Here is a 24,814-nt window from a genome sequence, read left to right on the forward strand (position 1 = left end):
GCGGCGCGGGCCGATTACTCCGCGGGTGGCTGGGCGTTCCTGATCCTGACGTGCTGGGCGGCACCGCGCTTACGTTGGGCGTAGCCGGCGATGCCGATGGCGACGAGCAGTGTCACCCCGTTGAACAGCGGCTCGACGAAAAAGGAGCCGCCAAACTGCTGGATGCCGGAAATGCCGACGGCCAGGATGATGACGCCGGTCATCGTGCCCCAGACATTGACGCGCCCAGGCTTGATGGTGGTCGAGCCGAGAAAGGCGCCGACAAGCGCCGGCAGCAGATATTCCAAACCAACGCTCGCTTGGCCGATGCGCAGTTTGGAGGCAAGCAGCACGCCGGTCAGCGCCGTCAGGAAACCCGAGGAGACGAAGGCGCCGATGACGAAGCGGCGCACAGGAATGCCATTCAGCGCCGCAGCCTTTGGATTGGCGCCGATGGCGTAAACGTAACGGCCGATCGGCAGGTATTCGAGGATGATCCACAGCGCGACGGCGATGGCCAAGACATAGAGGCCGGTGATTGGCAGCCCGAACACCATGGTGCCGTTAAGCGCATAAAAACCGTTGGGCAAAACGCCAACGACTTGCCTGCCGCCCGTGTGCCAGAGCGCCAGTGCATAGAGCACGGTGCCGGTGCCGAGCGTGGCGATGAAGGAATCGATGCGGGCGACTTCGACCAGCAGGCCGTTGAGGAAGCCGGTCGCGGCTCCGAGCAGCAACACAATCAGCACCGCTAGCGGCCATGGGAAGCCGAACATTGTCTGCAGGCTGATGGCGAGGATGTGCCACAAGACGATGCCATAGCCGACTGTCAGGTCGATGCGACCCGACGCCATCGGTATCATCGCAGCCAGTGACAACAGCGCAATGATCGCCTTGTCGGAAATGATCGAACGCAGATTGAGCAGCGTCGGAAAGGTGTTCGGCAGCAGGATCGAGAACAGCAGGATCAACAGCACGGTCAAGATCACCAGCCCGTAGACAGGCAAAAGCCGGGCGATCTTCTGCCTCATGGATAGGCTGGCCATCTCACCGCGGGTCGGCTCAAGCGCGCTGGATTCGATCGATTGCATGGGCTTTGCTCCCAGAAAAATCAGGCGGCTTCGGAAGCCGATGCCGCAGTGATCACGGCGGACGTGGTGAGGTCTTTTCCAGTCAGTTCGCGCACGATGCGGCCGCGCGAAAACACTAGGGCACGATGGCAGATATGAGCGATCTCCTCGAAGTCGGTCGACACGACGACGACCGCCAGGCCGGCTTCGAGCGCGTGCCCGATCAGCCGGTAGATCTCGGCCTTGGCGCCGACATCGACGCCGGCTGTCGGGTCCTCGGCGATCAGCAAGGTACGGCCGGTGTGCAGCCAGCGCCCAACCACAACTTTCTGCTGATTGCCACCGGACAATGCCTCGATCGGCAGGTTCGGATCATTGGGGCGCAAGCCCACCGAGGCGCCGATGGCTTGCGCAAGGGCTGCCTCTTTGTGGGGCGCCAAGAACGAGAACAGGCCACGCATCCCGGCGCCTGGATTAAGAAAGCTGTTTTCTCGGATCGACAGCGAGGCTGCGATCGATTCCTCAGTGCGGTCGCGCGCGATTAGCCCGACGCCGGACGCCATCGCGGCGATCGGGCTCGACAGATCCGGCGTGGCGCCGCGGATGGTCACCGTGCCGGCAAATGGCTGGCAGCCGAACAAAGCACGACCGACCAGTTCCTGCCCGGCCCCGCGCAGCCCGACCAGGCCAAGCAGCTCGCCCTTGCGCACCTCGAATGACACCGGGCCGGCGCCGACGCAAACCAGGTCGCGGACGGCACAGATGGTCTCACCGGCCTCGGTCTCTACCTTGGAGAAAACCTGGCTTACCGGACGGCCGACGATCATCTCGACCAGTTCTTCCGGCCTGGTGTCGGCGACCTGCTTCTGCCCGATCAGCCTGCCGTCACGCAGGACCGCTACCCTGTCGGCGATGCGGAAGATTTCATCAAGCCGGTGTGAGACATAGATCATGCCGACGCCGCGCTGCTTGAGCGGGCGTATCGCGTCGAACAGACGCTCGACCTCGTCGGCCGGGAGGCTGGCGGTCGGTTCGTCGAGCACCAGCACATCGGCCTCGGTGGCTAGCGCGCGGGCAATGGCGACCAGTGATTTTTCGGTCCGGGTCAGATCCTGGACGCGCGTCGTCGGATCGAAGTCGCAACCGACCAGCTTCAGCGCTTCACGTGCCCGCTCCTCGGTGGCGCGCCAATCGATGAGGCCGGAGCGCAGTGAAAACCCTTGGGCGAGGCCGACGTTCTCGCCGACCGTCATCCATTCGATCAGGCCGAGATCCTGATGGATGAAGGCCACGGGCTGGCGCTGGTTGGGACGTGGCGGGTGATGGTGATAGGGCTCGCCACAAAACAGTATCTGGCCGCCATCAGGCCGGTAGATCCCGGCAAGCGTCTTGATCAGCGTCGACTTACCGGCGCCGTTCTCGCCGAGCAGCGCCAGGATCTCGCCCTTGCCGACATCGAGTGTCACGTCGGAGAGAGCGCGGGTGCCGCCGAACTCCTTCGTAATCGACTTGAACTCGATCAGTTTTTCGTGGGCCACAATCGCGTTCCTCCCGAGATCGCCAAATTATGTTATCGATAACATTTCAGGGCGTCAAGCATCAAATTGGGAGCGATCGATCAGGCGGACTTACCGTCGAGCAGGCGCATCATCTCCGCCGAGTCCTTCGGCCCCAAACCGGCAGCGCAAAGGAGGCGGTGGATCTCGACGACCTGCCCGGTCATCGGCAGCGGCGTCCTGGTCTTCAGCGCGAAGGATTGCAGAGAATCCAGATCCTTCAGCATGTTGTCGATGCGGCCGGTCGGCGAATAGTCGCGTGCGGCGAACTTCGTCATGAATTCCTGCATGATGCTGGAATCGGCGCGCCCGCCCTTGAGCGCCGCCGGGATCGTCCGGGGATCGACACCGCCGGCCTCGGCAAGCTTGACCGCTTCGGCAACCGCCTGGAACAGAACCGCGCAAAACAGCTGGTTGATGAGCTTTGTCGTCTGCCCTGCCCCGCTTGGACCCATCAACGTGTAATTGGCGCAAAGATGTTGCATCACGGCGCGGGCGCGTTCGAAGTCGGCCCGCTCTCCGCCGGCCATCACCGTCAGCCGGCCGGCCAATGCGCCGGGAACGCCGCCCGACAGCGGGCAGTCGAGCCATTTCATGCCCGTCTCGGCCGACAGTTTTCTTGCCATCCGCGCGGTGTCGGCAGGATCAATTGATGACATGTCGATCAGCAGCTTTTCGGACGACGCTGTGGCAGCGGCACCGCCTTCGCCGAACACCACCGCGCGCACGATGTCGGCATGGTTGAGGCTGAGGATGACGAAGTCATTGGCCCGCGTCGCCTCGGCAACCGACACCGCCGATGCCGCACCTTTGGCTGTCAGCGCCGCGACCTTGGCCTTGTCGAGATCGAACACCGTCACCTCTTGCTTTGTCTCGATCAGCCTTGTGGCGATCGCCGATCCCATGATGCCGGCGCCGATGACGGCGACTTTCGCTGCTTGGATCATCTCAACGTGCCTCTCTCTTCAACTTGGCGGCCGGAACGATGCCGAGGGCGCTAAGCCCATTCAGCGCCGCATCTGCGATACTGTCCACCGGAGCGTCGATGTCGACGATGACCACCAGCGGCTCGCCGGCAGGACTCTCCAGGGCGGCGAACTGGCTGTCGAGCAACGCCGGAGGAAAGAAATGGCCGCGGCGTTCCGCCAATCTCGCCTGGAGCACCGCGCGCGTCCCTTCGAGATGCACGAAGAACACCGGTCCGTTTGCCGCCTGACTCAACCGGTCGCGGTACGATGTCTTCAGCGCCGAACAACTGATGACAAGCCCACGGCCCTGTTGGCGCGCCAGACATAAGGCCGCGCCGACCAGATCGAGCCACGGCAAGCGATCCTCGTCGGTCAGCGCCATACCCGCAGACATTTTTTCGACATTGCCGTACGGATGCAACGTGTCGCCTTCGACAAAGGCAAGGCCAAACCGCGCGGCGATCTCGATGCCGACGCTGGTCTTGCCGCATCCGCTCACACCCATCACGACGATGAGTGCAGGCTCAAAGGCAGGTGGTGATGCCGCCGTCGACATAAAGCGTGTGTCCATTGACAAAAGAAGAGGCCGGGCTAGCCAGGAACACCGCGGCACCAACCAGTTCGCCGACGTCGCCCCAGCGTCCTGCCGGCGTGCGGTTGGTCAGCCAGGCCGAAAATTCGGGATTGTCGACCAGCGCCTTGTTGAGCGGAGTCTTGAAATAGCCCGGAGCAATGGAGTTGACCTGCAGCCCGTGCTTGGCCCAATCGGCGCACATGCCGCGCGTCAGGTTGCGCACCGCGCCCTTTGTGGCGGTGTAGGGCGCAATGTTGGTTCGCGCCAGTTCGCTTTGCACCGAAGCGATGTTGATGATCTTGCCGCGCTTGCGCGGGATCATGTGCCGCGCCACCGCCTGCCCGACGAAGAAAACGCTGGAGATGTTGGTCCGCAACAGCTCCTCCCATTTGTCGGCGGGAAAGTCCTCGAGCGGCGTGCGGAATTGCATGCCGGCATTGTTGATCAAAATGTCGATGGCGCCGATGCCAGCCTCGATTTCGGCGACGCCGTTCGCTACAGCCGCATGATCTGTGACGTCGAAGATAGCGCTATGGGTTTTGAAGCCTCTCATTGTCAGCGCATCCGCCGCCGCCTCAATTTTGCTGGCGGTGCGGCCGTTGAGCACGATCTCAGCGCCGTGCTCAGCCAGCCCTTCCGCCAGGGCCAGGCCGATGCCCTGCCCCGACCCGGTGATCAGCGCCCGCATGCCGGTCAAGTCGAACAATGAACTGCCCATGGGCCCTCCCGCGAGATGTCCTGAAGCAGACGCGATTTGCGTTGCGCTTCGCCAATGCCTATTGACATGGATGTTATCGATAACATAGTCAATGGGAAAAAATGAACTGGGAGCAGAGAGCGCCATGACCGACATTTTGATGACCGGCCCCTATCCGGAATGGGACATGGAGGACCTCGAGCGCACCTATCGCGTTCACAAGCTTTGGCAGGTCCAGGACAAGGACGCGCTGATCGCCAGCCATGCCGGCACCGTCCGCGCCATCGCCACCCGGGGCGAGCTTGGCGCCAGCGCCGCGCTGATGGCGAAGCTGCCGAAGCTCGAGATTGTTTCCTGCTACGGCGTCGGCACCGACGCCATCGATCTAGCCTACGCCAGGGCCAACGGTATTCGCGTCACCAACACGCCTGATGTGCTGACCGAGGACGTGGCCGACATCGGCATCGGTCTGCTGCTTGCCGTCGCGCGAAAAATCCCGCAGGCCGACGCCTATGTGCGCGATGGAAGCTGGCGCAAGGGGAATATGGGGCTGGTCACGCGTGTCTGTGGAAAAAGGCTGGGCATTGTGGGCATGGGCCGTGTCGGCGCGGCAGTGGCCAAACGCGCCGCGGCCTTCGACTGCGAGATCGCCTATTTCGATGTGCGCAAGCGCGAGGACCTGCCTTACGACTTCTGCGGCGATCTGGTCGAGCTGGCGCGAACGAGCGAATTCCTGATCGTCACGCTGGCTGGCGGCGACAGCACAAAGCACATCATCAATGCTGCGGTATTGGCCGCACTCGGACCGGACGGCATCGTGATCAACATTTCGCGCGGCAGCACGGTCGACGAGACGGCACTGCTGACGGCGTTGGAATCGGGAACGATCAAAAGTGCCGGGCTGGACGTGTTCTGGAACGAGCCGACGATCGACGAGCGATTCCTGAGGCTTTCCAACGTCGTACTTCAACCGCACCACGCCAGTGGTACGGTAGAGACCCGCAAGGCGATGGGGCAGCTGGTTCGCGATAATCTTGCCGCCCATTTCGGCGCAAAATCCTTGCTGACACCGGTCGTCTGAGAAAGGATCGCCGCCATGAAGTCGATCGTCATCCACGCGGCAAAGGATTTGAGGATTGAAGAGACCGATCCGGGGACTCTCGGCACGGGGCAAGTCGAGATATCAGTCGAAGCTGGCGGCATCTGCGGCTCGGATCTGCACTATTACAACCACGGCGGCTTCGGCGCGATCCGCCTGCGCGAACCGATGATCCTCGGCCACGAGGTCGCCGGCACGGTCAGGGCGCTGGGCAGCGGCGTCTCCTCTCTCGCCATCGGCGACCGCGTCGCAATCTCACCAAGCCGGCCGTGCCATGCCTGCCGCTACTGCCTGCAAGGCATGCAGAACCAGTGCCTCAACATGCGTTTTTACGGCAGCGCCATGCCAATGCCGCACATTCAGGGCGCCTTCCGCCAGCGCCTCGTCGCCGAGGCGTGGCAATGCCAAAAGGTCGCCGACCACGTTTCCATCAACGAAGCCGCCTTCGCCGAGCCTTTCGCTGTCACGCTGCATGCGGTGAACCGCGCCGGATCGCTGCTCGACAAGCGAGTCCTTGTCACTGGTAGCGGTCCGATCGGCGCGCTTTGCATCCTCGCCGCAAGAGCCCACGGCGCGCGTGAGATCGTTGCGACCGATGTCATGGACGGCGTGCTGGCCAAGGCTTTGGAGATCGGCGCCGACCGCACGATCAATGTCGCTGCCGAGGGCGACAAGCTCGCCGCCTACAATGTCGACAAAGGGAGCTTCGATGTGATGTTCGAAGCCTCCGGTAATGAGCGCGCCGTGCGGGGCGGGCTCGACGTCCTGAAGCCGCGCGGCGTGCTGGTGCAGCTCGGCCTTGGCGGCGACCTGTCGATCCCGCAAAACCTCATCGTCGCCAAGGAGATCGAGATGCGCGGCAGCTTCCGTTTTCACGACGAGTTCGCACTTGCCGTCGACTTGATCAACCGGCGCCGCGTCGACGTCAAACCGCTGCTGACCGGGGTCTATCCGATCGATGAGGCGATCGCCGCTTTCGAGGTCGCCGGCGACCGCAACAAGTCGATGAAGGTGCAAATCGCCTTCTGAAAGTCCGCTGAACGCGCGGTTGCGCGCAGCTCAAACAACGTCGGCACCAATCGCAGCCAACGCTGCGCGAGCCACGTCGAAATCGTGTTCGCCGGTTCCCGAACCAACTCCGATGCCACCGGCCAGACGGCCGTCGAAGCGGATTGGCAGGCCGCCAGGTAGATTGGTCACGCTACCTTGCGAAGCGATCCCGGCACAAAGCGCCGCATCGGGCGCCATGCCGCCTGTAGCAGCGTTGACCGACGCCGCCGTGCGCGCCTTTGCTTGTGCCGTGCGCAGGCTGAGAAACCGGGCACCGTCCATGCGCAGACTGGCCAATGTCTCGCCGCTCGCATCGACGATCACAAGACATTGCGGTACGCCAATGGCGGTCGCGCGTGCCGAGCCGGCCGCGACCGCCTTCAACGCTCCGGCATGCGTGAGGCTGATGGTTTCGCGAAACATGGCCATTGAACCGCCCTTCTTCCTCATGTCGGGGGGCTCAGGTACTTTCGCGCTCAACCACGCGATAGGCTGTCAGAACGATTTCCTGGTCTCGCTTTTTCTCGTCACCACGGATGATCTGGATTAGCCTGCGGGCAGCCTGTCGGCCGATGCCGTAGCAGTCCACATTCACGGTGGTGATGCCGGGGTGGCAAAAGGCGGCGACCTCATAGTCGCCAAAGCCAGCAATGGCGATGTCTTTCGGCACCTGCAGGCCACGGCGCTTGCATTCCATTAGCGCGCCGAAGGCCGACAGGTCCGAGACGCAAAGCACCGCCTCGGTGTCGGGCCAGCGCTCAAGCATGCTGACGAGCGCCTGGCCTCCCTGCTCGATGGAAATCGGCGGCACGCCGAAGGACACGAGGCGGCCGGGCGGCAGGCCCAGCTCCTCTATGGCCCTGACAAAGCCGTCGCGCCGTTGGCTGCCTCGCGTATCGCGTGAGGTCGTGCCGCCGATATAGCCGAACTTCCGGTACCCTTTCCTGGCCAGTGTCTTGACGAGCAGGCCCATCGCCTCCTCGTTGGAAAAGCCGATGACCTGGTCGATGGGCCTGACCGGCAACTCCCAGGTTTCGACCACCGGGATGCCAACGCTTGCCAGCAGGCGGCGTGCCCGTTCCGTGTGGGCGCCGCCGGTCAGAATTATGCCTTCCGGCCGCCGGCGCAGCATCGCTTCGATCAGCCTCTCTTCCTTCTCTATCGTGTAGTCCGTGTAGCCGAGCAAGAGCTGAAGTCCCGTGCTCTCCAATTCATCGGTAATGCCGCGCGCTGTGTCGGCAAAGTTCGAATTGTTGATGGAGGGCACGATCGCCGCAACGAAGCCGGTCTTGCGCGACGACAGCGTGCCGGCCGACTGATCGAGCACGTAGCCGAGGTCGTTGACCGCGGCCATGATCTTCTCGCGCGTCGTCTTCGAAACACGGCTGCCCTCCTTCAGGGCACGCGAGACGGTCATCGCCGATACTCCCGCGCGCTCCGCCACGTCGGCCATTGTCGGCGCGTGGCTCTCGACGGATTTCGAAGAAACAGCCTTGGCCATCAGATCGTCCCATGGATCAGTAGTACTAGTCCGCACGCTGCCACAGGCACGAGTGCAGCGCGCCAACGCAGCAGCTTGATCTGACGTCCACCCCAGTTCATGCCCCCCCCCTTGATAATCGGACTGCCGCCCGCATGTTATCGATATCACGCCGCCTTGGCAACACGCGTCGGCGGGCGACTGCGCTTCGATTTGTCGCTGAAAGAGAGATCGGCAAATGGGTTCTTCTGCTCGGGGAATCCCAAGTGGCGAAAATAATCGCCGTAGAGTGATCGCAGGTTGCCCATGTTGCGGTTGCCAGTCGAGGCTGAGCGATCGCTGGGACCCTCGTCCGACGCCACCCGGTCGAGCCAGTATTTATGAACCTTCAGCGCGTCCTCGCGCGTGATCTTGCTCATCGGCTTGCTGCGAAGTCAGATACTTACGAGGGAAATCCGATGGTACCGTTGGCTGGGATCGAACCAGCGACCTCCGGATCCACAATCCGGCGCTCTAACCATCTGAGCTACAACGGCACGTCTTAACGTTAGTAGCAGGATCGAGGTGGAAGGTTCATTCTCCGCGATCCGCTCTGTCGTTCGGCGATGCGTCCTTACGGGCTTATGAATTCTAATTCAAGGCTTTTGCAAAGCAAAGGCCACTTCCCCACAGCGGTGCACCCATCGCCGGGCAAAGAAAAAGGCCGGCGGGAGGAGGTGCCGGCCTTTTCCTGTTACGAGCCAGCGGGAGGAGGTGCTGGCTGGTCACCCCGGAGGTGGAGGGAGGAGGTTCCACCCGCCGGGTATTCAATTAACCGTCACTATCTCACATCTATTTGTCCGACAAAATGCGACCTTTTGCTGCATCCGCGGACGATGCGCATTTATTAGGCGGCCTTGATTTCCTTGATCGCCTTTTCGAAGGCGGTCTTGATCGGCTTCGAGACATCCTCGGCCGCCTTGGAGGCAACAGCCTGGAAGTCCTTGGCCTGCTCGACGCTCAGTTCGACGCGCTTGCGCAGGAAGGCGGTCTGCAGTTCGACAACTTCCGACAGCGACTTGGCACCGATCAGGGCTTCGAGATGCGAGAAGCCGGCCTCGGCGTTGGCGCGCAGCGCCGTGATGGTCTTGAGCGACAGATCGCTGGAAACAGCCTTGGCTGTTTCGTAGGTCGACTCCAGGGCCTTCTGGGTCTCCTCGGCACCAGTCTTGAGCTTGGCGTAGGCCTCCTTCGACTGCTCAACGCCCTTTTCGGCGAAAGCGCGCATCTGGTCGGTGGCCTTGGAAGCGTCGAAGCTCGGGAATTCAACGTTTTCGATCGTCTCGGCAGTCTTGGTCCTGGACATTTTCCATCCTTTTCAGCGGCAGCGGCTTTGACAGAAAGCCGTCTCGTTCATGTATGATGGCAATATAAAGGCAAATTTTGTGCATTGCAATATCTTTGTTGCAGTGCACAAAAAAATGTTTTTGGCCGTTAACCAAACGGCCAAAATTCAGCCTTTGCACGTTCTGGCTTGTGGACCTTCGTGGCTGCGGCTTTTATTAACAAAGCGTTAACTGCAAATTCGCCGCTCCGTGAGGGTCCGCCAAGCGCATGCCGTCCGAATATTCCTTCCTCGACGTCGCCGTGCTCGACGCGGTCCGCCAGCGGTTTGCCGCCGGCGACGCGATCGCGATCCTGTCGGTGGACCTCGAGCAGGTGGTCTGGGCCAATGGGCCTGGAGCCGCCATGTTCGGCTATCCCGATATCGAAGCGATCATCGGCGCGTCGACGCGGCTGCCGCTGATCGCGCGCCGTCAGATCATGGCGACCAGCGGTTTCCCGCAGATCGGCGGCGATCGCTCGATCACGGTGCGCCTGGCGACCGGCATGACCAGCCGCGCCGTCGGCTTTCTTGCCAGTGCCGTGACGCTGCCCGACGGCGAGAACGCCATCATGCTGGCGGTGCCTGCGGCGCAGACCGGTTCGCGCAGTGCCGCCGAGATCGCCGGCCGGGCGATCAGCGGCTTAACCGAAGACGGCCATTTCATTGCCTTCGTCGATGCCAAGGGCAATGTCGAGGCCGCCTCGGAAGGATTTTCGGCGCTCGGCATCCAGCCCGCGACACTGGCGGCCCTGGTGGCCGACGTCGCGGCCGAGGGCGAGCGCATCGTCAAGCGCCTCGTTCCGGGCGGCAGGACCTCCTACCCGGCGGGCCTCGCCCGATTGACGCCGGAGCGGCATCTGCTGGTGGTGATCGACGAGGACCAATTCGAAGACAGCGCATCTGCCGCGGCGGCTTCGGCGGACGGCTCGTCCGCGGCAACGGAAGGCCCCGCCAAAGAGACTGGCGCCACAACGGAGGCAGCGGAAACCGCCGCGCCAGAATCCAGGTCTCGGCAGGACAATCAGCCGACAACAGATGTTTCGCGGACGGAGGCGATCGAACGGTTGCCGGCCGCTGCCGAGATCGAACAGGAGCCCGCCCCTTCCGAGCCCGTGGCTGACGATATGCCTGAACGGGCAAAGCGGGAGATCGAGGAGCCGACCGCGCCGGCACCGGTCGCCGCCGACAATGACCAGCCGGCGGCGGGCACGCCGGCACAGCATGATCATTGGTATTTCAATGCCGGAGAAGACGACGCGCCGGCCGCGCCGGAACCCAAAAGCACGACCGAGGCTGGCACCGAGGCTTCGGTGGACAGCGTGAAGCAGGACGAGGTCCCCTCCCCGGCAGCCCCGACTACAGCTTCGGCCACCCGGACGATAGACCGCTCGGCGGCACCGCTGCGTTTCGTCTGGCGTACCGACGCCGAGGGCAAGTTCAGCGCGCTGTCGCATGAATTCGCCGATGTCGTCGGCCATCCGGCCGCCGACGTGATCGGCCGACGCTTTAGGGATGTCGCGGCGACCTTCGGCCTTGATGCGTCCGGCGAGATCGCCGGCCTGCTGGAGCGGCGCGACACCTGGTCCGGCCGCTCGGTGCTGTGGCCGGTCGTCGGCACCGACCTGAAGATCCCGGTCGACCTGGCGGCATTGCCTGTCTATGGCCGCAGCCGCGCTTTCGAAGGCTCCCGCGGCTTCGGCGTCGCGCGAACCGGGGATGCGGTCGTCGATCCGGAGGCGATCGGCATGGCATTGGTGCCCAATGGCGAGAGGCCGGCGGCACCGAAACCGGAAGCCGTGGAGACGGTGCCTGAAGAACCAGAGGCCGGAGAGCCAAAGCCATCGGATCCGTTCAAGGGCGAAGTGCCGGCGCTGGCCATCGTACCGAAACCGGAGCGGCGGTTCGCCGACAAGGTCATCCGGCTGGCCGAACACAGGCAACCAGCCAATGACAAGGGGCTGTCGACGCTGGAACGCAGCGCGTTCCGCGAGATCGGCGAGCGTCTGAAGAAAGAAAGTTCCACGGCAGAGCCGCCGGAGGCTGAAGCAATAAAGCCGGCAAGGCAGGCGGAACCAGATGCCGGGACAGGCTCTTTGTCGGAGCCGCAAGACACGACCAAGCCGGCGACCAATGCGAAGCCGCCGGCGGACATCGCCACCTCGGATGCGGAACCAACAGAGTCGACCCAGGAACCGGTGGCCGACCCGGCGCATGAGATACCAGCGCCCGATGCGGAACACGAGCCGGATGCGGGCGAACCTTCCACGGGCGATGCCGAGGATCAGAGGGATCTGGCGCGGCTCGACGGTGCGGAGCCGGATCAGGTCGAACAACAGACACCGACCTCCGAATCTCCGCAGCCGTCGGCCTCGGGCTCCCTGCTCGACTATGCCGGCAAAGAGCACGAGCCTGCCCGTGCCGCCGGCGGCACCGACGAGGCGCCGGCGCCCGAGGCGCAGGAGATAATCGGGGATGGCGAGGCGCCGGCGCAGGCAGGGCCTGCCAAGGCACCGCCGGCCGATGACGACGGCATGACGTCAGACGATTTTCGCGACGCCGAGGACAATGAGGATTGGGCCGGCGAGGAAGCGGCTGCATCAAGCGCGCCTGCGGCCACCGGCGAAACCGGCGGCACGCATGAAGCGACCGAAACAATTGCCGAGCGACCACGCCTGCAAGTGCCGCCACTCAAAACCGCAGGGTTCATGCCGTCGGCTTTTTCCGTCGGCAACGAAAACAAGACGCCGGATACATCGCTTCTCGGCAAGCTGCCGGTTCCGCTCATCATCCATTCGGGCGATCAGTTGCACTATGCCAACGAGGAATTCCTCGACCTGACCGGGTACGGGACGCTGGAGAGCTTGGAGGATGCTGGCGGCCTCGGCGCTTTGTTTGCCGATCCTTATGCCGGTGACGGCGCCTCCGACGGCAGCGACCGGGCTCTGCGGCTGAAGACGCGCGACGGACAGGAATTTCCGATCGACGCCATCCTGCGCTCCGTACCCTGGCGCGATGGCAAGGGCCTGATGCTGGTCGTTCGCCGTTCCGGCGAGGATGATGCGCCTGTGGCCCTGCACGCGATCGGCGAGGAGCCGACGCAGCCCGACATTTCCGAGCTCAAGGCACGCATCGCCGAGATGCGCACCATCATCGACACCGCCACAGACGGGGTCGTGCTGATCGGCAGCGACGGCACCATCCGTTCGATCAGCCGCCCGGCCGAGGCGCTATTCGGTTTCGACAGCGACGAGGTGACCGGCAAGCCGTTCGCCTCGCTGTTTGCCATCGAGAGCCAGCGCGCGGCGCGCGACTATCTCACCGGCCTGTCGGAGCCTGGCGTGGCGAGCGTCTTGAATGATGGCCGCGAGGTGATCGGCCGCGAAGCACAAGGGCGCTTCATCCCGCTGTTCATGACCATCGGCCGGCTGCCCAACGACAGCGGCTTCTGCGCCGTGGTGCGCGATATCACGCAGTGGAAGCGGGCCGAGGAGGATCTCACCCAGGCGCGTGCCGTGGCCGAACGCGCTTCCTCGCAGAAGACCGATTTCCTCGCCCGCATCAGCCATGAGATCCGCACGCCGCTCAACGCCATCATCGGCTTTTCCGAACTGATGGTCGACGAGAAGTTCGGGCCGGTCGCCAATGACCGCTACCGCGACTATCTGCGCGACATCAACCGCTCGGGCAACCACGTGCTCGACCTGGTCAACGATCTCCTGGACATCTCGAAGATCGAGGCCGGCCAGCAGGAAATGGCCTATGAGGCGGTGTCGCTCAACGATACGCTGGCCGAAACCGTGGCGATGATGCAGCCGCAGGCCAACCGCGAACGCGTCATCATCCGCTCCAGCTTCGCCTCGCGGCTGCCGGAAGTGGTGGCCGACCTGCGCAGCGTGCGCCAGATCGCGCTCAACATCCTGTCCAACGCCGTCCGCTACACCCAGGCCGGCGGCCAGGTGATCGTCTCGACCGCCTACGAGACCTCGGGCGACGTCGTCATGCGGGTGCGCGACACCGGCATCGGCATGAGCCAGTCCGAGATCGAGCAGGCGCTGAAGCCATTCAAGCAGATCAACGCCCTGAAGCGCGGGCGCGGCGACGGCACCGGCCTTGGCCTGCCGCTGACCAAGGCGATGGTGGAAGCCAACCGCGCCCGCTTCAGCATCAATTCGACGCCCGGCGAGGGCACGCTGGTGGAGGTCGCGTTCCCGTCGACTCGGGTGCTGGCGGAATAGCAAGCCGAAAAGAAAAGGCGCCCAGAGGACGCCTTAAGAGATGGGATTGCTGTCACAACGGGGGCTTGAGCTGAATTCAGATCCTCCGGGGGCTGAGGAACGGGATTTCTCCCTCAAGTTACGTGCGACTATCGACGCCGGGCCTTAACAAGTCCTTACCGGGTCGCCAAAAAATTTACGAATGTGTACCACTCGTGAAATCTAGGTAAATTCGCGCGACATATTTCGTTAACCATGCCGGTTGCGGTCACTGCGCAAGTTGCGGCAGGTCGCGGAACAACTCCAGCGCTTCCGGGTTGGCGAGCGCTTCCTTGTTCTTGATGGCACGACCATGCACGACATCGCGCACCGCAAGCTCGGTGATCTTGCCCGACTTGGTACGGGGAATGTCCGAAACGGCGACGATCCTGGCCGGCACATGGCGGGGGCTCGCGCCGCTGCGTATCTTGGCGCGGATGCGTTTTTCCAGGTCCTCGTCCAGTTGGACACCCGCGGCCAGCCGCACGAACAGCACGACGCGCACGTCATTGTCGAAATTCTGGCCGATGCACAGCGCCTCCAGGATTTCGGGCATCTGCTCGACCTGGTTGTAGATTTCCGCCGTGCCGATGCGCACGCCGCCTGGATTGAGCGTCGCGTCCGAACGACCGTGGATGATAATGCCGCCATGATCGGTCCATTCGGCGAAATCGCCATGGCACCAGACATTGTCGAAACGCTCGAAATAGGCCGCCTGGTATTTCTTGCCGTCGGGATCGTTCCAGAAGCCGATCGGCATGGACGGGAAGGCCTTGGTGCAAACCAGCTCGCCCTTCTCCCGCCTGACCGGCTTGCCGTCGTCGTCCCAGACATCGACGGCGAGGCCGAGGCCCGGCCCCTGGATCTCCCCGGTCCAGACCGGCTCGATCGGCACGCCGAGCACGAAGCACGAAACGATATCGGTGCCGCCGGATACCGAGGCCAGATGCACGTCTTTCTTGATCCCGTCATAGACGAAGCGGAAATCCTCGGGCGAAAGCGGCGACCCGGTGGAGGATATGGCGCGCACCGTCGAGAGATCATGGCTGCGGATCGGCTTGAGACCGGCCTTGCGCACGGAATCGATGAACTTGGCCGAGGTCCCGAAGAAGGTCATCTTCTCGGCATCGGCGAAATCGAACAGCACGTTGCCGTCGGGGTGGAAGGGAGAGCCATCGTAGAGCAGCAGCGTTGCGCCAGAGGCCAGACCCGATACCAGCCAGTTCCACATCATCCAGCCGCAGGTGGTGAAGTAGAAGAAGCGGTCGCCGTCGCCGAGGCCGGCATGCAGCCGGTGTTCCTTGACATGCTGGATCAGCGTGCCGCCGGCCGAATGGACGATGCATTTGGGAATGCCGGTGGTGCCGGACGAAAACAGGATGTAGAGCGGATGCGAAAACGGCAGCCGCTCGAAGGTGACGGGCTTGACGGCGAGGGGCGACAGCGCCTCCTCCATCGCCACGGCCTTGTCGATGGTATCAGCCACGTCGGCGGAGGTGCCGAGATAGTCGACGAGCAGGATCTTGCGGACGCTGCCGAGCCTGGCCGCGACCGCCTTGACCTTGTCGGCGACCTCGATCGCCTTGCCATTGTACCAATAGCCGTCCGGCGCGATGAAGATGACGGGCTCGATCTGGCCGAACCGGTCGAGCACGCCCTGCTCGCCGAAATCGGGAGAACAGGATGACCAGACGGCCCCGATCGAGGCGGCGGCCAGCATGGCGGCGACGGCTTCGGGCATGTTCGGCATCATCGCCGCGATACGGTCACCCTTCTTCACCTCGAGCGACAGGAAAAGCTGCTGCAGGCGCGAGACCAGGCCATGCAGTTGGTTCCACGACAGTCGCCTCTCGACCTTGTCCTCGCCACGAAAAACGATTGCCTCGCCGGCCCCGGTTTTCTTCAGAAGGTTTTCGGCGAAATTCAGCGACGCGTCCGGGAAGAAAGAGGCGCCGGGCATCTTCTCGCCATCGAGCAGCAGTCGTTCGCCCTTGTCGCCTTCAAGACCGCAGAAATCCCAGACGAGATCCCAGAACGCCTCCCGGTTCTCGACCGACCAGCGGTGAAGATCGGCGTAGGAAGAGAATGGACTGCCGGTACTCGCCGCCGCGGCCTTCATGAAGGCGGTCAAGGGCGAGGCATCAATCTGGTCTTGCGTTGGGGTCCAGAGCGGTACTTCGCCAGCCATGATCGATCCTCCCACGGTCGTCATCGCTTATGCATATCGCAGCGCAGCAGAGCAAGATTTTGTTGGGCCGACTCAGCCAGGTGTGCGCAAATGCCATCGCCGGGCCATAAAGACTTGAAATGCGTCAGCCCTAAGTCGTAGTGACGACACGGGTTACACCCGTCGGACGATCGTTTTTATCGGAATGGAAGCATACGGGGCTATATGCCATCATCCTTGATCCGCCGCGGAGTATGGGCGATCGGTGTTGCCGCGATCGTCATCGCCCTGGTGGTCGCGGCCCTGCCGCTGATCGCCTCGACGCGGATCGTGCGTGACCGCATCGCTTGGGAATTGAGCGCCTGGAGCGGCTTTCGGGTGGCCATCGAGGGGTCGCCGCGCATCGAGGTCTGGCCGAAATTCCGCGCGATCCTGACCGATGTGACGCTGTCGAAGTGGACGGATGCCGATGCGCCGCCGGTCGTCGAAGCCGAACGGGTCGAGGTCGACCTCTCGGCCATGGCGGCATTGCAGGGCGATGTGGTGTTTTCCACGGCACGGCTGATTAGGCCGACGATCCGGGTCCAGCGCACGGCGGACGGGCTGTTCCTGCCCACGGCGCCGACCGGCGGGCGCATCGCGCGCTCCATCGACGCGGCCCGTGGCCTGGTCAAGACCGACCCCGCCAAGCCCGACCTGGACAAGCTGCCGACCGACACTTTCGGCACTGTGGAGTTCAGGGACGGCCGCATGGTGGCGTCCGTCAACGGCAAGGATATGGAGATCTTGAGCAGTCTTAGCGGCCAGGCCACATGGGCGGCGATGAACAGCAATGCGACGCTATCCGCGACAGGGATCTGGCGTGGCGAAAGCGTGACCGTGGATGCCGCCTCGCCGAGACCGCTGGTGCTGTTTGCCGGGGGCATGGCGCCGCTCACCCTGTCCTTCAAGGCAGCGCCCGCCACCTTCTCGTTCGACGGCACGGCCAACATGTCCGAAAACGCCTATTTCGACGGCCAGGTGAAATTCGCGGCCCCCTCGCTGCGCCGCGTGCTGGAATGGTCACAGGCCGGCATTGCGCCGAGCGCGGCGATCGGCTCGGTCAGCATTTCGAGCAAGGTGACGGCGTCGGCCGGACGCGTCAAATTCGAAAACACGGCGCTGGCGCTGGATAACAACCCGGGCATGGGCGCGCTGGACCTGTCTCTTGGCGAGACGCAGCCGGTGATCTCGGGCACACTTGCCTTCGACACGCTCGACCTCAGGTCGTTCCTATCCGCCTTCACGTCGCTTGGACCGGCGAGCAGCGGCGAGCCAGGTCAGGTCAATACGAGTTTCGCCGACCGGGTCAATCTCGATCTCAGGCTGTCGGCGGCCCATGCCACGGCGGGGAGCATCCAGCTTGCCGATGTCGCGGCCACCGCCCAGGTCAAGGACGGTCTTTCCGTCTTCGACATCTCCGACGCCTCGGCTTTTGGCGGCAACATCCAGACCAGCCTTCGTTTCGACCGCAAACCCGAGGGCACCCAGGTCGAGATCCGGCTGCTGGCCTCCGATGTCGATGGCGGCGCGTTCGGTACCGCGGCCGGGATGACCCGGCTGGTGCCGGTCGGCACGGGCACCGTTTCGGTCATCCTCAAGGGGCCGGGAAGGACCTGGGATTCGATCTTTGAAAACGCCGACGGCTCGGTCTCGGCGACCTTCGGCCCTGGCGCGCTCAGCAAGTTCAACCTGCCTGCCTTTCTCAAGCACACCGAACAGGGCGGCTTCTTCGCGCTCGACGATGTCTCGGACGGGACGCTGCCCATCGATGGGGCCGAAGTGAAGGCAACCATTTCGAGAGGCGTGGCCAGACTCGACAAGGCCGAGGCCAATTCGGCGAAATACAAGATCTGGCTTTCCGGCATCGCATCCTACGCAGGACGCGGACTGGCGCTGTCGGGCGGCGTCATCCAGTCGGATCAGCCGGCAACGCAAAAGAGCGGCCAGCAGGGGCCTAACCAGTCGTCGTTTTTCGTCGGCGGAACCTGGAGCACGCCGTTCATTTCACCGATAAGCCGCGGCGTTTCGGGCGAATAAGGCCTTGCGCCCGAAGCGCAGCTCCTACCCGCGCTGCGCGGCGCGCTCGTCAAGCTGCCGCTGCACCTCGCGCCGCTTGTTGGCGACCGAAGCGATGACGACGCCAACCGTGACGATCGCGATCAGAAGGGTGCAGGCGGCATTGATCTCCGGCGTCACGCCGAGACGGACCTGGCTGTAGATCTTCATCGGCAGCGTGGTGGCGCCAGGACCCGAAGCAAAGCTGGCGATGACCAGGTCGTCCAGTGACAGCGTGAAGGCCAGCATCCAGCCGGACACGATCGCCGGCAGAATGACCGGCAGCGTGATCTGGAAGAAGGTCTTCACCGGCGGCGCGCCAAGATCCATGGCGGCTTCTTCCAGCGAGCGATCGAAGCTAACAAGCCGCGACTGCACGACGACCGCGACAAAGCACATCGTGAAGGTGATATGCGCGAGGATCACGGTCGTCATGCCGCGATCCATGCCGATGGCGACAAACAGCAGGAGCAGCGACAGGCCGGTAATGACATCAGGCATGACCAATGGTGCGAAGATCATGCCGGAGAACAGGACCCTGCCCCGGAAGCGTGTGTAGCGGGTCAGCGCCAGGGCTCCCATAGTGCCGAGAACCGTGGCCACCGTCGCTGAAATCAGACCGACGCGGATGGTCACCCATGCGGCGTCCATCAGGCCCTGATTGTGGAACAGCGATACGTACCATTTGGTGGAAAAGCCGCCCCAGACGGTGACGAGCTTGGACTCGTTGAAGGAGAAGACGACGAGCAGCACGATCGGCAAATAGAGAAAGGCAAAACCGAGCGTGATCGAGGTGATGTTGAAGCGGCTCCAGGTGGTGTTCATTTGTCCTGCTCCTGCGCGCGGGCCTGGGCATGCTGGAACAACACGATCGGTACGATAAGCAGCAACAGCAGGATGACGGCAACGGCCGACGACACCGGCCAGTCACGATTGGCGAAGAACTCGTTCCACAGCGTCTTGCCGATCATCAGCGTCTGCGAGCCGCCGAGCAGGTCGGGAATGACGAATTCGCCCACCGCCGGGATGAACACAAGCAGGCAGCCGGCGATGACGCCGGGCAGGGACAGCGGAAAGGTGATCTTCCAGAAGGCAGCGGTCGGCGGACAGCCGAGATCCTTGGCTGCCTCGATCAGCGAGTAGTCCATCTTTTCCAGCGAGGAGTAAAGCGGCAGCACCATGAACGGCAGGTAGGAATAGACGATGCCGATGAAGATGGCCGTGTAGGTGTTGAGGATCACCAGCGGCTGGTTGACGATGTGTAGCGACAAGAGCAACTGGTTGAGCAGGCCCTCGGGCTTCAGGATACCGATCCAGGCATAGACGCGGATCAGGAACGACGTCCAGAACGGCAGGATGACCAGCATCAGCAATGTCGGGCGGATCGTGGCCGGAGCGCGGGCCATGCCATAGGCGATGGGATAGCCAACCAGCAAGGTCAGCACCGTGGAAGTGGCAGCGATGACGACGCTGGTGAGGTACGCCTTGAAATAGAGAGCGTCCTGCGTCAGCCATACATAATTGTCGAAGTTGAGGTCGCGAAAGCCGGCGAAGAAGCCGGAAACGCCGTCCCTGAGATCGAGCACCGGCGTGTAGGGCGGCATGGCGATAGCCGTCTGTGACAGCGAGATCTTGAAGACGATGACGAAGGGGACGAGAAAGAAGAACAGCAGCCAGAGATAGGGAACGATGATGACGAGCCGGCTGACGAAGCCGGCACCCAAACGCGTCAGGAACGGATTGGCGGCAGTCGATGGCGCGGCGGCATCGGCGACGGCGATATTGGACATGACCGCCCCTTACCGCGCCAGCACGACGCCGGCGTCGGGCCGGAAGGACACCCAGGCACGGTCGTTCCAGGTCAGCGGATCCTCGGTCACACGGGCCGCGTTCATGGCGCTTGCCCGCACGATCTGCCCATCGTCCAGCCTGACGTGATAGACGGTCATGTCGCCGAGATAAGCGATGTCGTAAACCTCGCCCTCCAGCGCGTTGACGGCGTCGGCCGGCTTCTTCGACGAGACCTTGATCTTCTCCGGCCTGATGGCGAAGACGATATTGGCATCGGCCTTTGCGTTCGCGCCACCATTTTCGACGACGATCTGGGCTCCGGTCGCGCCGGTGATGCGAGTTGTCTTGTCGGTCCGCTCGGCAACCTTGCCCTCGAACATGTTCACGTTGCCGACGAAATGGGCGACGAACCGCGACGTCGGGGCTTCGTAGACTTCCGGCGGCGTCGCAACCTGCATGACCTCGCCCTTGTCCATGATGGCGATGCGATCGGCCATCGTCATCGCCTCTTCCTGGTCATGGGTGACGACGACGAAGGTGAGACCAAGCTCCTGCTGCAGATCCATCAGTTCGAACTGGGTTTCCTCGCGCAGCTTCTTGTCGAGCGCGCCGAGCGGCTCGTCCAGCAGAAGCACTTTCGGTCGCTTGGCGACCGAGCGGGCAAGCGCGACGCGCTGGCGCTGGCCGCCGGAGAGCTGGTGCGGCTTGCGCTTGGCGAACTGCTCGAGCTTGACCAGTTTCAGCATTTCGGCGACGCGCTTTTCGATATCGGGCTTCGGCATGCCTTCCTGCTTGAGGCCAAAGGCGATGTTGTTCTCGACCGTCATATGCGGGAACAAGGCATAGGACTGGAACATCATGTTGACCGGCCGGCGATAGGGCGGAATGCCGCGCAGATCCTGGCCATCGAGCAGGATGCGGCCGGCCGTCGGTTCCTCGAAGCCGGCAAGCATCCTGAGCAGCGTCGACTTTCCGCAACCCGAGGCACCAAGCAGGGCGAAGAATTCACGCTCGAAAATGGTCAGCGACAGATTGTTGACGGCGGTGAAGTCACCGAACTTCTTGGTGACGTTGTCGAACTGGATATAAGGCTTGGCGTTCGGGTCGTTCCATGGCGCGAAGTCCCTGCGGATGCTGCCAAGCGATTTCATATCCCACTCCGTACTTTTTCGTTCCCCAACAGAAATCGACCCCGGCAGTTGGCTGCCGGGGTCGCGTCGGATTGCCTACTGGCCGGTGACGATCTTGGTCCAGCTGCGCGTGATGATGCGCTGCGTCTTGGGATCGTAAGGCTGGGTGGTATAGAGCTTCTGCAAGGTCGCGGCGTCCGGATAGACGGACGGATCGTCGAGCAGCGCCTTATCGACGAACTGCTGCGATGCCTTGTTGCCGTTGGCATAAAGGACATAGTTCGACGATTTCGCAATCACTTCCGGCGTCATCATGTAGTTGATGAATTCGAGCGCCTCGGCGACATGCGGCGCATCGGCGGGGATCGCCATCTGATCGAACCACATCTGCGCGCCTTCCTTCGGCACGGAATAACCGATCTCCACGCCTTGCTTGGCTTCGACCGCCCGGTTGCGAGCCTGGAACACATCACCCGACCAGCCGACCGCCAGGCAGATATCGCCATTGGCAAGTGCGTTGATGTATTCGGACGAGTGGAATTTCCTGATGTAGGGGCGGATCTTGAGAAGAGCTTCCTCGGCCTTGGCGATATCGTCCGGCGAGGTGCTGTTCGGGTCCAGACCGAGATATTTCAGGGCCGCCGGCAGGATGTCTGAGGGAGAATCCAGCACATAGACGCCGCAATCCTTCAATTTGGCCAGGCTGTCCGGGTTGAAGAAGGTATCCCAGCTGTCGATCTTGTCGGTGCCGAGCGCTGCCTGCACTTTCTTGGTGTTGTAACCGATGCCGACCGTTCCCCACATGTAATTGACCGAGTATTCGTTGCCGGGGTCGTATTTGGCGGTGCGCTCCATAACCGTGTCCCACATGTTGGAGAGGTTCGGCAGCTTCGACTTGTCGAGCTTCTGGAACACACCGGCCTGGATCTGGCGGGCGAGGAAATTGCCGCTCGGCACGACGACGTCGTAGCCGCTACCGCCGGCGAGCAGTTTGGTTTCGAGGATTTCGTTGGAATCGAAGGTGTCGTAGACGACCTTGATGCCGGTCTTCTTGGTGAAATCGTCGATGATCGAACTGTCGATATAGTCAGACCAGTTGAAGACGTTGACGACGCGGTCCGCGGCGTGACCGGCGGGCGTTAAAAGCGCCAGAAATACCGAGGTTGCCGAAAGCCAGAGCGCTTTGCGGATCATGCTATTCTCCTTTGGTGAGTGTTCCATCGCCGGCGCGTCGCGACATGCTCGCGCGGCCGGGCATTTGCTTCAGACTATTGAGCTTTCCAGGGATCGACAAGCACCATCCGGCACGCCGCCTGCCGCCACCCGGTCGTTCGGGGCGGGAAGGAATTGCGGTGCCGTCAGAAGCTTTCGCCGCCGCGCGGAGAGAGATACAAGAATGTGGTCCGGTCTCGATCGAGCCGCCGGGGAGACTTGGCAAGATAAGCCTGTCTTGTTGTTGCCGTGTTCCCAGCCTGCCCGGGCGGCAGCGACGTTGTCAATGGGCAAAGCTTCGGCGCCGGCATCAATTAGGCGAAGGTACTCCGGTGACCCCCGCCCGCTGCGGTCGCGCCTGGCGCTTGAATTCGAGCCCAATATGGACAAGCAGCGCCGTGACCACCACCGCGCCGCCGATGATGGTGCGCCCGGACGGCACCTCGGAATGGATGAGCCAGACCCATATTGGCCCCAGGATCGGCTCGAACGTACCGAGCAGTGCCGCGATCGCCGCCGGGATCAGGCGCGCGCCGGTGGCGAAGAAAGCAAGGCCAAGGCCGAGATTGACCACGCCGAAGACGAAGAGAAAGCCCATGTCGCCGACCGACACCATGAAGATCGAGGCCTGCGAGGCAGCGAAGCCCGCCGCCAGGATCGTGCCGAGACAGGTCGCCGGCGTCATGCGCACGCTGGAGAAGCGCCGAGTGATGACGGTGGCGATCGAGAACATGAACGCGATCAGCAGCGCCAGTCCATCCCCTATGGGCGAGACGGCGCCGTCAAGAGATTCAGAGACCATGATGGCGACGCCGGCGATGACGGCGGCAATCGCCATCCAGGTTGCGACGGTTACCCGTTCGCGAAACAGCGCCCAGGCAAACAAGGCCGCCAGGAGCGGCACGCCGGCCTGCATCAAGAGGATGTTGGCGACGGTGGTGTAGGCAAGCGCCACGACGAACGAGGTCGACGCGATGGCGAAGCAGAATCCCACCGCAATGCCTGGCAGGCCCATGTGCCGGAATGACTTCACCATGCCGCGCCAGCCGTCACGCCAGACCATGAAGCAGAGCAGGAAGGCGGCAGCCCAAACGGAGCGCCAGAAAATAACGGTCCAGCTGTCACCGACGCCTATGAAGCGGGCGATGGTGCCGCCGAAACTCCACATCAGCGCCGACAGGAAGACCAGAAGCATGCCGACGCGTTCCTCGCGCGGCGAGACAGTCGGAGTAGCAAGGCCGGTCGATGCAACTAGGGTCGGAGATGATGCCGTGTCTGTCATGGCGCGACTGTCGAGCTTTTGTGGACGGGACGATGCGCAAGGGACGACAAAAAACTACTCTGTTCACGTAACGCAAAGGTGCAGACCGGGGATGATCCAGTGCGGCGCTCCGTTTGGCGCACTGCAAGGCTTGACCAACCTTACGAAGTGTTTTTCTTGCCGCGAATGAGGCTCCAGAGACCCGCCAAAGGGACTAGCAGGATCAGGCCAAATTTTTTCAGCGCAATGAGCGCCACAGCGATAAGACCTGCCTTTGCCGCCAATTTTCCGGCTATCAGGCCGCCAATGCCGACTGCCGCAACCGTATCGGCGCCCGGTGTGAAATCCGTGTACTTTTTTCCGTCATTGAAGACAGCAAGACCAAGGACTTCGTCCAGGCTCTGCCTTATCTCCGGCAACTGCTCCACCGTGGCGATATAGCTCATTACGAAAACGCCTTCCCTGCCCAGAAAACGGACGTCGTAGTTGAGCGTGTGAACGCTATCGTTTCCGAATTGCAATTCCTTGGCCCAGTGCAAACGCTTGTTTGCCGCATCATAGACCGGCGGTGAGGCCCAACCAATGAGCGTAATGGGCGGAAAGCCGTCCTTCAGCCTGTGGTCATTGCCCGACAAGGTGTCCGCCTGCATGCTGTGCAGCAGATCGCCATAATCGATTGATGCGGCATCGCCATCATCGACATGGCCTATCTTTTCCCATCGCAGTTCTATCCCCCAATTGCCGTCCGAGAGGGGATCGTATTTGGCTGGAAAGATCATGCCGACGGCATCGGAAGCCGAAGCGGGTGGATTGCCCCAAGCCTCGGTCAGGACCGAGACCGTATCTTTCTTGCTCAGAAAGTAGAACTTATCTCCGAGATTGAGATGCACACCTTCGGCAAGGTCCACCGCGCCGATCTTCGGATCAATCTTATCCAAGAACGCCTTGCCGGCATCATTGTATCCTTCATAGGACTTGAAGAATCCCGAGGATTTCTCCGCAAATGCGGGCGAGATCGCCAGGGCAAGGCCCAGACCAACCCAAAGAACCGTCCTGCCCATCAA

Annotated in this window: 20 protein-coding genes and 1 tRNA gene; 4 read left to right on the forward strand and 17 right to left on the reverse strand. The window is 62.7% G+C overall.

The genetic code is table 11. From position 1 onward, the window contains the following. Window positions 1–14 precede the first annotated feature (14 nt). The 5 genes from FJ970_RS30060 to FJ970_RS30080 all read right to left on the reverse strand — a co-directional run bounded on the left by FJ970_RS30060 (window position 15) and on the right by FJ970_RS30080 (window position 4,865). Window positions 15–1,070 carry an ABC transporter permease gene (locus FJ970_RS30060; RefSeq protein ID WP_140758962.1) on the reverse strand — a complete coding sequence of 352 codons (1,056 nt, stop codon included), beginning with the start codon at window positions 1,068–1,070 and terminating at the stop codon, window positions 15–17. A gap of 20 nt (window positions 1,071–1,090) precedes the next feature. Then, the gene (locus FJ970_RS30065; protein WP_140758961.1) at window positions 1,091–2,587 is read right to left on the reverse strand and encodes a sugar ABC transporter ATP-binding protein; all 1,497 of its coding nucleotides are present in this window, start codon (window positions 2,585–2,587) and stop codon (window positions 1,091–1,093) included. An 80-nt stretch (window positions 2,588–2,667) separates the two neighbouring features. Then, entirely contained in the window at window positions 2,668–3,552 is an 885-nt protein-coding gene (locus FJ970_RS30070; RefSeq protein ID WP_140758960.1) for an NAD(P)-dependent oxidoreductase, read from the reverse strand. Window position 3,553: 1 nt separating this feature from the next. Further along, window positions 3,554–4,129 (reverse strand): gluconokinase, encoded by a 576-nt coding sequence (locus FJ970_RS30075; RefSeq protein ID WP_140758959.1) that lies wholly within the window; start codon window positions 4,127–4,129, stop codon window positions 3,554–3,556. Further along, window positions 4,098–4,865, reverse strand: coding sequence for an SDR family oxidoreductase (locus FJ970_RS30080; protein ID WP_140758973.1), 768 nt, complete (start codon window positions 4,863–4,865; stop codon window positions 4,098–4,100). Before FJ970_RS30080 ends, FJ970_RS30075 begins: the two co-directional genes overlap by 32 nt. A gap of 124 nt (window positions 4,866–4,989) precedes the next feature. Here FJ970_RS30080 and FJ970_RS30085 point away from each other — a divergent pair, with 124 nt between their 5' ends. Both FJ970_RS30085 and FJ970_RS30090 read left to right on the forward strand, forming a co-directional pair. Then, window positions 4,990–5,925, forward strand: coding sequence for a 2-hydroxyacid dehydrogenase (locus tag FJ970_RS30085; protein WP_140758958.1), 936 nt, complete (start codon window positions 4,990–4,992; stop codon window positions 5,923–5,925). Window positions 5,926–5,940: 15 nt separating this feature from the next. After that, the gene (locus FJ970_RS30090) at window positions 5,941–6,972 is read left to right on the forward strand and encodes an L-idonate 5-dehydrogenase (RefSeq protein WP_140758957.1); all 1,032 of its coding nucleotides are present in this window, start codon (window positions 5,941–5,943) and stop codon (window positions 6,970–6,972) included. 30 nt (window positions 6,973–7,002) lie between these two features. Here FJ970_RS30090 and FJ970_RS30095 read toward each other — a convergent pair whose 3' ends face one another. The 5 genes from FJ970_RS30095 to FJ970_RS30115 all read right to left on the reverse strand — a co-directional run bounded on the left by FJ970_RS30095 (window position 7,003) and on the right by FJ970_RS30115 (window position 9,818). After that, the gene (locus FJ970_RS30095) at window positions 7,003–7,422 is read right to left on the reverse strand and encodes a GlcG/HbpS family heme-binding protein (RefSeq protein WP_140758956.1); all 420 of its coding nucleotides are present in this window, start codon (window positions 7,420–7,422) and stop codon (window positions 7,003–7,005) included. A gap of 31 nt (window positions 7,423–7,453) precedes the next feature. After that, window positions 7,454–8,494: a LacI family DNA-binding transcriptional regulator gene (locus tag FJ970_RS30100; protein WP_140758955.1), complete on the reverse strand. Its 1,041-nt coding sequence runs from the start codon at window positions 8,492–8,494 to the stop codon at window positions 7,454–7,456. Window positions 8,495–8,640: 146 nt separating this feature from the next. After that, window positions 8,641–8,892 carry a hypothetical protein gene (locus tag FJ970_RS30105; protein WP_181178617.1) on the reverse strand — a complete coding sequence of 84 codons (252 nt, stop codon included), beginning with the start codon at window positions 8,890–8,892 and terminating at the stop codon, window positions 8,641–8,643. Window positions 8,893–8,932: 40 nt separating this feature from the next. Beyond that, window positions 8,933–9,009 (reverse strand) — tRNA-His (locus tag FJ970_RS30110). A 350-nt stretch (window positions 9,010–9,359) separates the two neighbouring features. Next, a complete protein-coding gene (locus FJ970_RS30115; RefSeq protein ID WP_140758954.1) occupies window positions 9,360–9,818 on the reverse strand; it encodes a phasin in 459 nt (152 codons plus the stop codon). A gap of 248 nt (window positions 9,819–10,066) precedes the next feature. Between FJ970_RS30115 and FJ970_RS33740 the strand changes: the two genes are divergently transcribed. Beyond that, window positions 10,067–14,074, forward strand: a complete 4,008-nt coding sequence (locus FJ970_RS33740; protein ID WP_140758953.1) for a PAS domain S-box protein — start codon at window positions 10,067–10,069, stop codon at window positions 14,072–14,074. Window positions 14,075–14,321: 247 nt separating this feature from the next. Here the strand turns inward: FJ970_RS33740 and FJ970_RS30135 are convergent, their stop codons facing one another. Continuing rightward, a complete protein-coding gene (locus FJ970_RS30135) occupies window positions 14,322–16,280 on the reverse strand; it encodes an acetoacetate--CoA ligase (RefSeq protein WP_140758952.1) in 1,959 nt (652 codons plus the stop codon). 204 nt (window positions 16,281–16,484) lie between these two features. Between FJ970_RS30135 and FJ970_RS30140 the strand changes: the two genes are divergently transcribed. Then, window positions 16,485–18,338 carry an AsmA-like C-terminal region-containing protein gene (locus FJ970_RS30140; RefSeq protein ID WP_140758951.1) on the forward strand — a complete coding sequence of 618 codons (1,854 nt, stop codon included), beginning with the start codon at window positions 16,485–16,487 and terminating at the stop codon, window positions 18,336–18,338. A gap of 24 nt (window positions 18,339–18,362) precedes the next feature. On the opposite strand, the gene FJ970_RS30145 is transcribed toward FJ970_RS30140, so the two are convergent. The 6 genes from FJ970_RS30145 to FJ970_RS30170 all read right to left on the reverse strand — a co-directional run bounded on the left by FJ970_RS30145 (window position 18,363) and on the right by FJ970_RS30170 (window position 24,811). Then, on the reverse strand, window positions 18,363–19,181 hold the full coding sequence (locus FJ970_RS30145; RefSeq protein WP_140758950.1) for an ABC transporter permease: 819 nt from the start codon (window positions 19,179–19,181) through the stop codon (window positions 18,363–18,365). Next, on the reverse strand, window positions 19,178–20,146 hold the full coding sequence (locus FJ970_RS30150) for an ABC transporter permease subunit (protein WP_140758949.1): 969 nt from the start codon (window positions 20,144–20,146) through the stop codon (window positions 19,178–19,180). The genes FJ970_RS30145 and FJ970_RS30150 overlap by 4 nt, the downstream gene beginning before the upstream one ends. Before the next feature lie 9 nt (window positions 20,147–20,155). Continuing rightward, window positions 20,156–21,298 (reverse strand): ABC transporter ATP-binding protein, encoded by a 1,143-nt coding sequence (locus FJ970_RS30155; RefSeq protein ID WP_140758948.1) that lies wholly within the window; start codon window positions 21,296–21,298, stop codon window positions 20,156–20,158. A 75-nt stretch (window positions 21,299–21,373) separates the two neighbouring features. Further along, entirely contained in the window at window positions 21,374–22,471 is a 1,098-nt protein-coding gene (locus FJ970_RS30160; RefSeq protein WP_140758947.1) for a polyamine ABC transporter substrate-binding protein, read from the reverse strand. A gap of 328 nt (window positions 22,472–22,799) precedes the next feature. Continuing rightward, on the reverse strand, window positions 22,800–23,771 hold the full coding sequence (locus tag FJ970_RS30165) for a DMT family transporter (RefSeq protein WP_140758946.1): 972 nt from the start codon (window positions 23,769–23,771) through the stop codon (window positions 22,800–22,802). Between the two features lie 140 nt (window positions 23,772–23,911). Then, on the reverse strand, window positions 23,912–24,811 hold the full coding sequence (locus tag FJ970_RS30170) for a DUF2167 domain-containing protein (RefSeq protein WP_140758945.1): 900 nt from the start codon (window positions 24,809–24,811) through the stop codon (window positions 23,912–23,914). Between the last annotated feature and the right edge of the window lie 3 nt (window positions 24,812–24,814).

It is taken from the genome of Mesorhizobium sp. B2-1-8, assembly GCF_006442545.2.
Classification (GTDB): domain Bacteria; phylum Pseudomonadota; class Alphaproteobacteria; order Rhizobiales; family Rhizobiaceae; genus Mesorhizobium.

What these genes read in the sequence shown, in the direction of transcription:
- FJ970_RS30060 (WP_140758962.1), bottom strand. Translation starts at nt 1,070, where the DNA reads ATGCAATCGATCGAATCCAGCGCGCTTGAGCCGACCCGCGGTGAGATG.
- FJ970_RS30070 (WP_140758960.1), bottom strand. Translation starts at nt 3,552, where the DNA reads ATGATCCAAGCAGCGAAAGTCGCCGTCATCGGCGCCGGCATCATGGGA.
- FJ970_RS30075 (WP_140758959.1), bottom strand. Translation starts at nt 4,129, where the DNA reads ATGTCGACGGCGGCATCACCACCTGCCTTTGAGCCTGCACTCATCGTC.
- FJ970_RS30080 (WP_140758973.1), bottom strand. Translation starts at nt 4,865, where the DNA reads ATGGGCAGTTCATTGTTCGACTTGACCGGCATGCGGGCGCTGATCACC.
- FJ970_RS30085 (WP_140758958.1), top strand. Translation starts at nt 4,990, where the DNA reads ATGACCGACATTTTGATGACCGGCCCCTATCCGGAATGGGACATGGAG.
- FJ970_RS30090 (WP_140758957.1), top strand. Translation starts at nt 5,941, where the DNA reads ATGAAGTCGATCGTCATCCACGCGGCAAAGGATTTGAGGATTGAAGAG.
- FJ970_RS30095 (WP_140758956.1), bottom strand. Translation starts at nt 7,422, where the DNA reads ATGGCCATGTTTCGCGAAACCATCAGCCTCACGCATGCCGGAGCGTTG.
- FJ970_RS30100 (WP_140758955.1), bottom strand. Translation starts at nt 8,494, where the DNA reads ATGGCCAAGGCTGTTTCTTCGAAATCCGTCGAGAGCCACGCGCCGACA.
- FJ970_RS30105 (WP_181178617.1), bottom strand. Translation starts at nt 8,892, where the DNA reads ATGAGCAAGATCACGCGCGAGGACGCGCTGAAGGTTCATAAATACTGG.
- FJ970_RS30115 (WP_140758954.1), bottom strand. Translation starts at nt 9,818, where the DNA reads ATGTCCAGGACCAAGACTGCCGAGACGATCGAAAACGTTGAATTCCCG.
- FJ970_RS33740 (WP_140758953.1), top strand. Translation starts at nt 10,067, where the DNA reads ATGCCGTCCGAATATTCCTTCCTCGACGTCGCCGTGCTCGACGCGGTC.
- FJ970_RS30135 (WP_140758952.1), bottom strand. Translation starts at nt 16,280, where the DNA reads ATGGCTGGCGAAGTACCGCTCTGGACCCCAACGCAAGACCAGATTGAT.
- FJ970_RS30140 (WP_140758951.1), top strand. Translation starts at nt 16,485, where the DNA reads ATGCCATCATCCTTGATCCGCCGCGGAGTATGGGCGATCGGTGTTGCC.
- FJ970_RS30145 (WP_140758950.1), bottom strand. Translation starts at nt 19,181, where the DNA reads ATGAACACCACCTGGAGCCGCTTCAACATCACCTCGATCACGCTCGGT.
- FJ970_RS30150 (WP_140758949.1), bottom strand. Translation starts at nt 20,146, where the DNA reads ATGTCCAATATCGCCGTCGCCGATGCCGCCGCGCCATCGACTGCCGCC.
- FJ970_RS30155 (WP_140758948.1), bottom strand. Translation starts at nt 21,298, where the DNA reads ATGAAATCGCTTGGCAGCATCCGCAGGGACTTCGCGCCATGGAACGAC.
- FJ970_RS30160 (WP_140758947.1), bottom strand. Translation starts at nt 22,471, where the DNA reads ATGATCCGCAAAGCGCTCTGGCTTTCGGCAACCTCGGTATTTCTGGCG.
- FJ970_RS30165 (WP_140758946.1), bottom strand. Translation starts at nt 23,771, where the DNA reads ATGACAGACACGGCATCATCTCCGACCCTAGTTGCATCGACCGGCCTT.
- FJ970_RS30170 (WP_140758945.1), bottom strand. Translation starts at nt 24,811, where the DNA reads ATGGGCAGGACGGTTCTTTGGGTTGGTCTGGGCCTTGCCCTGGCGATC.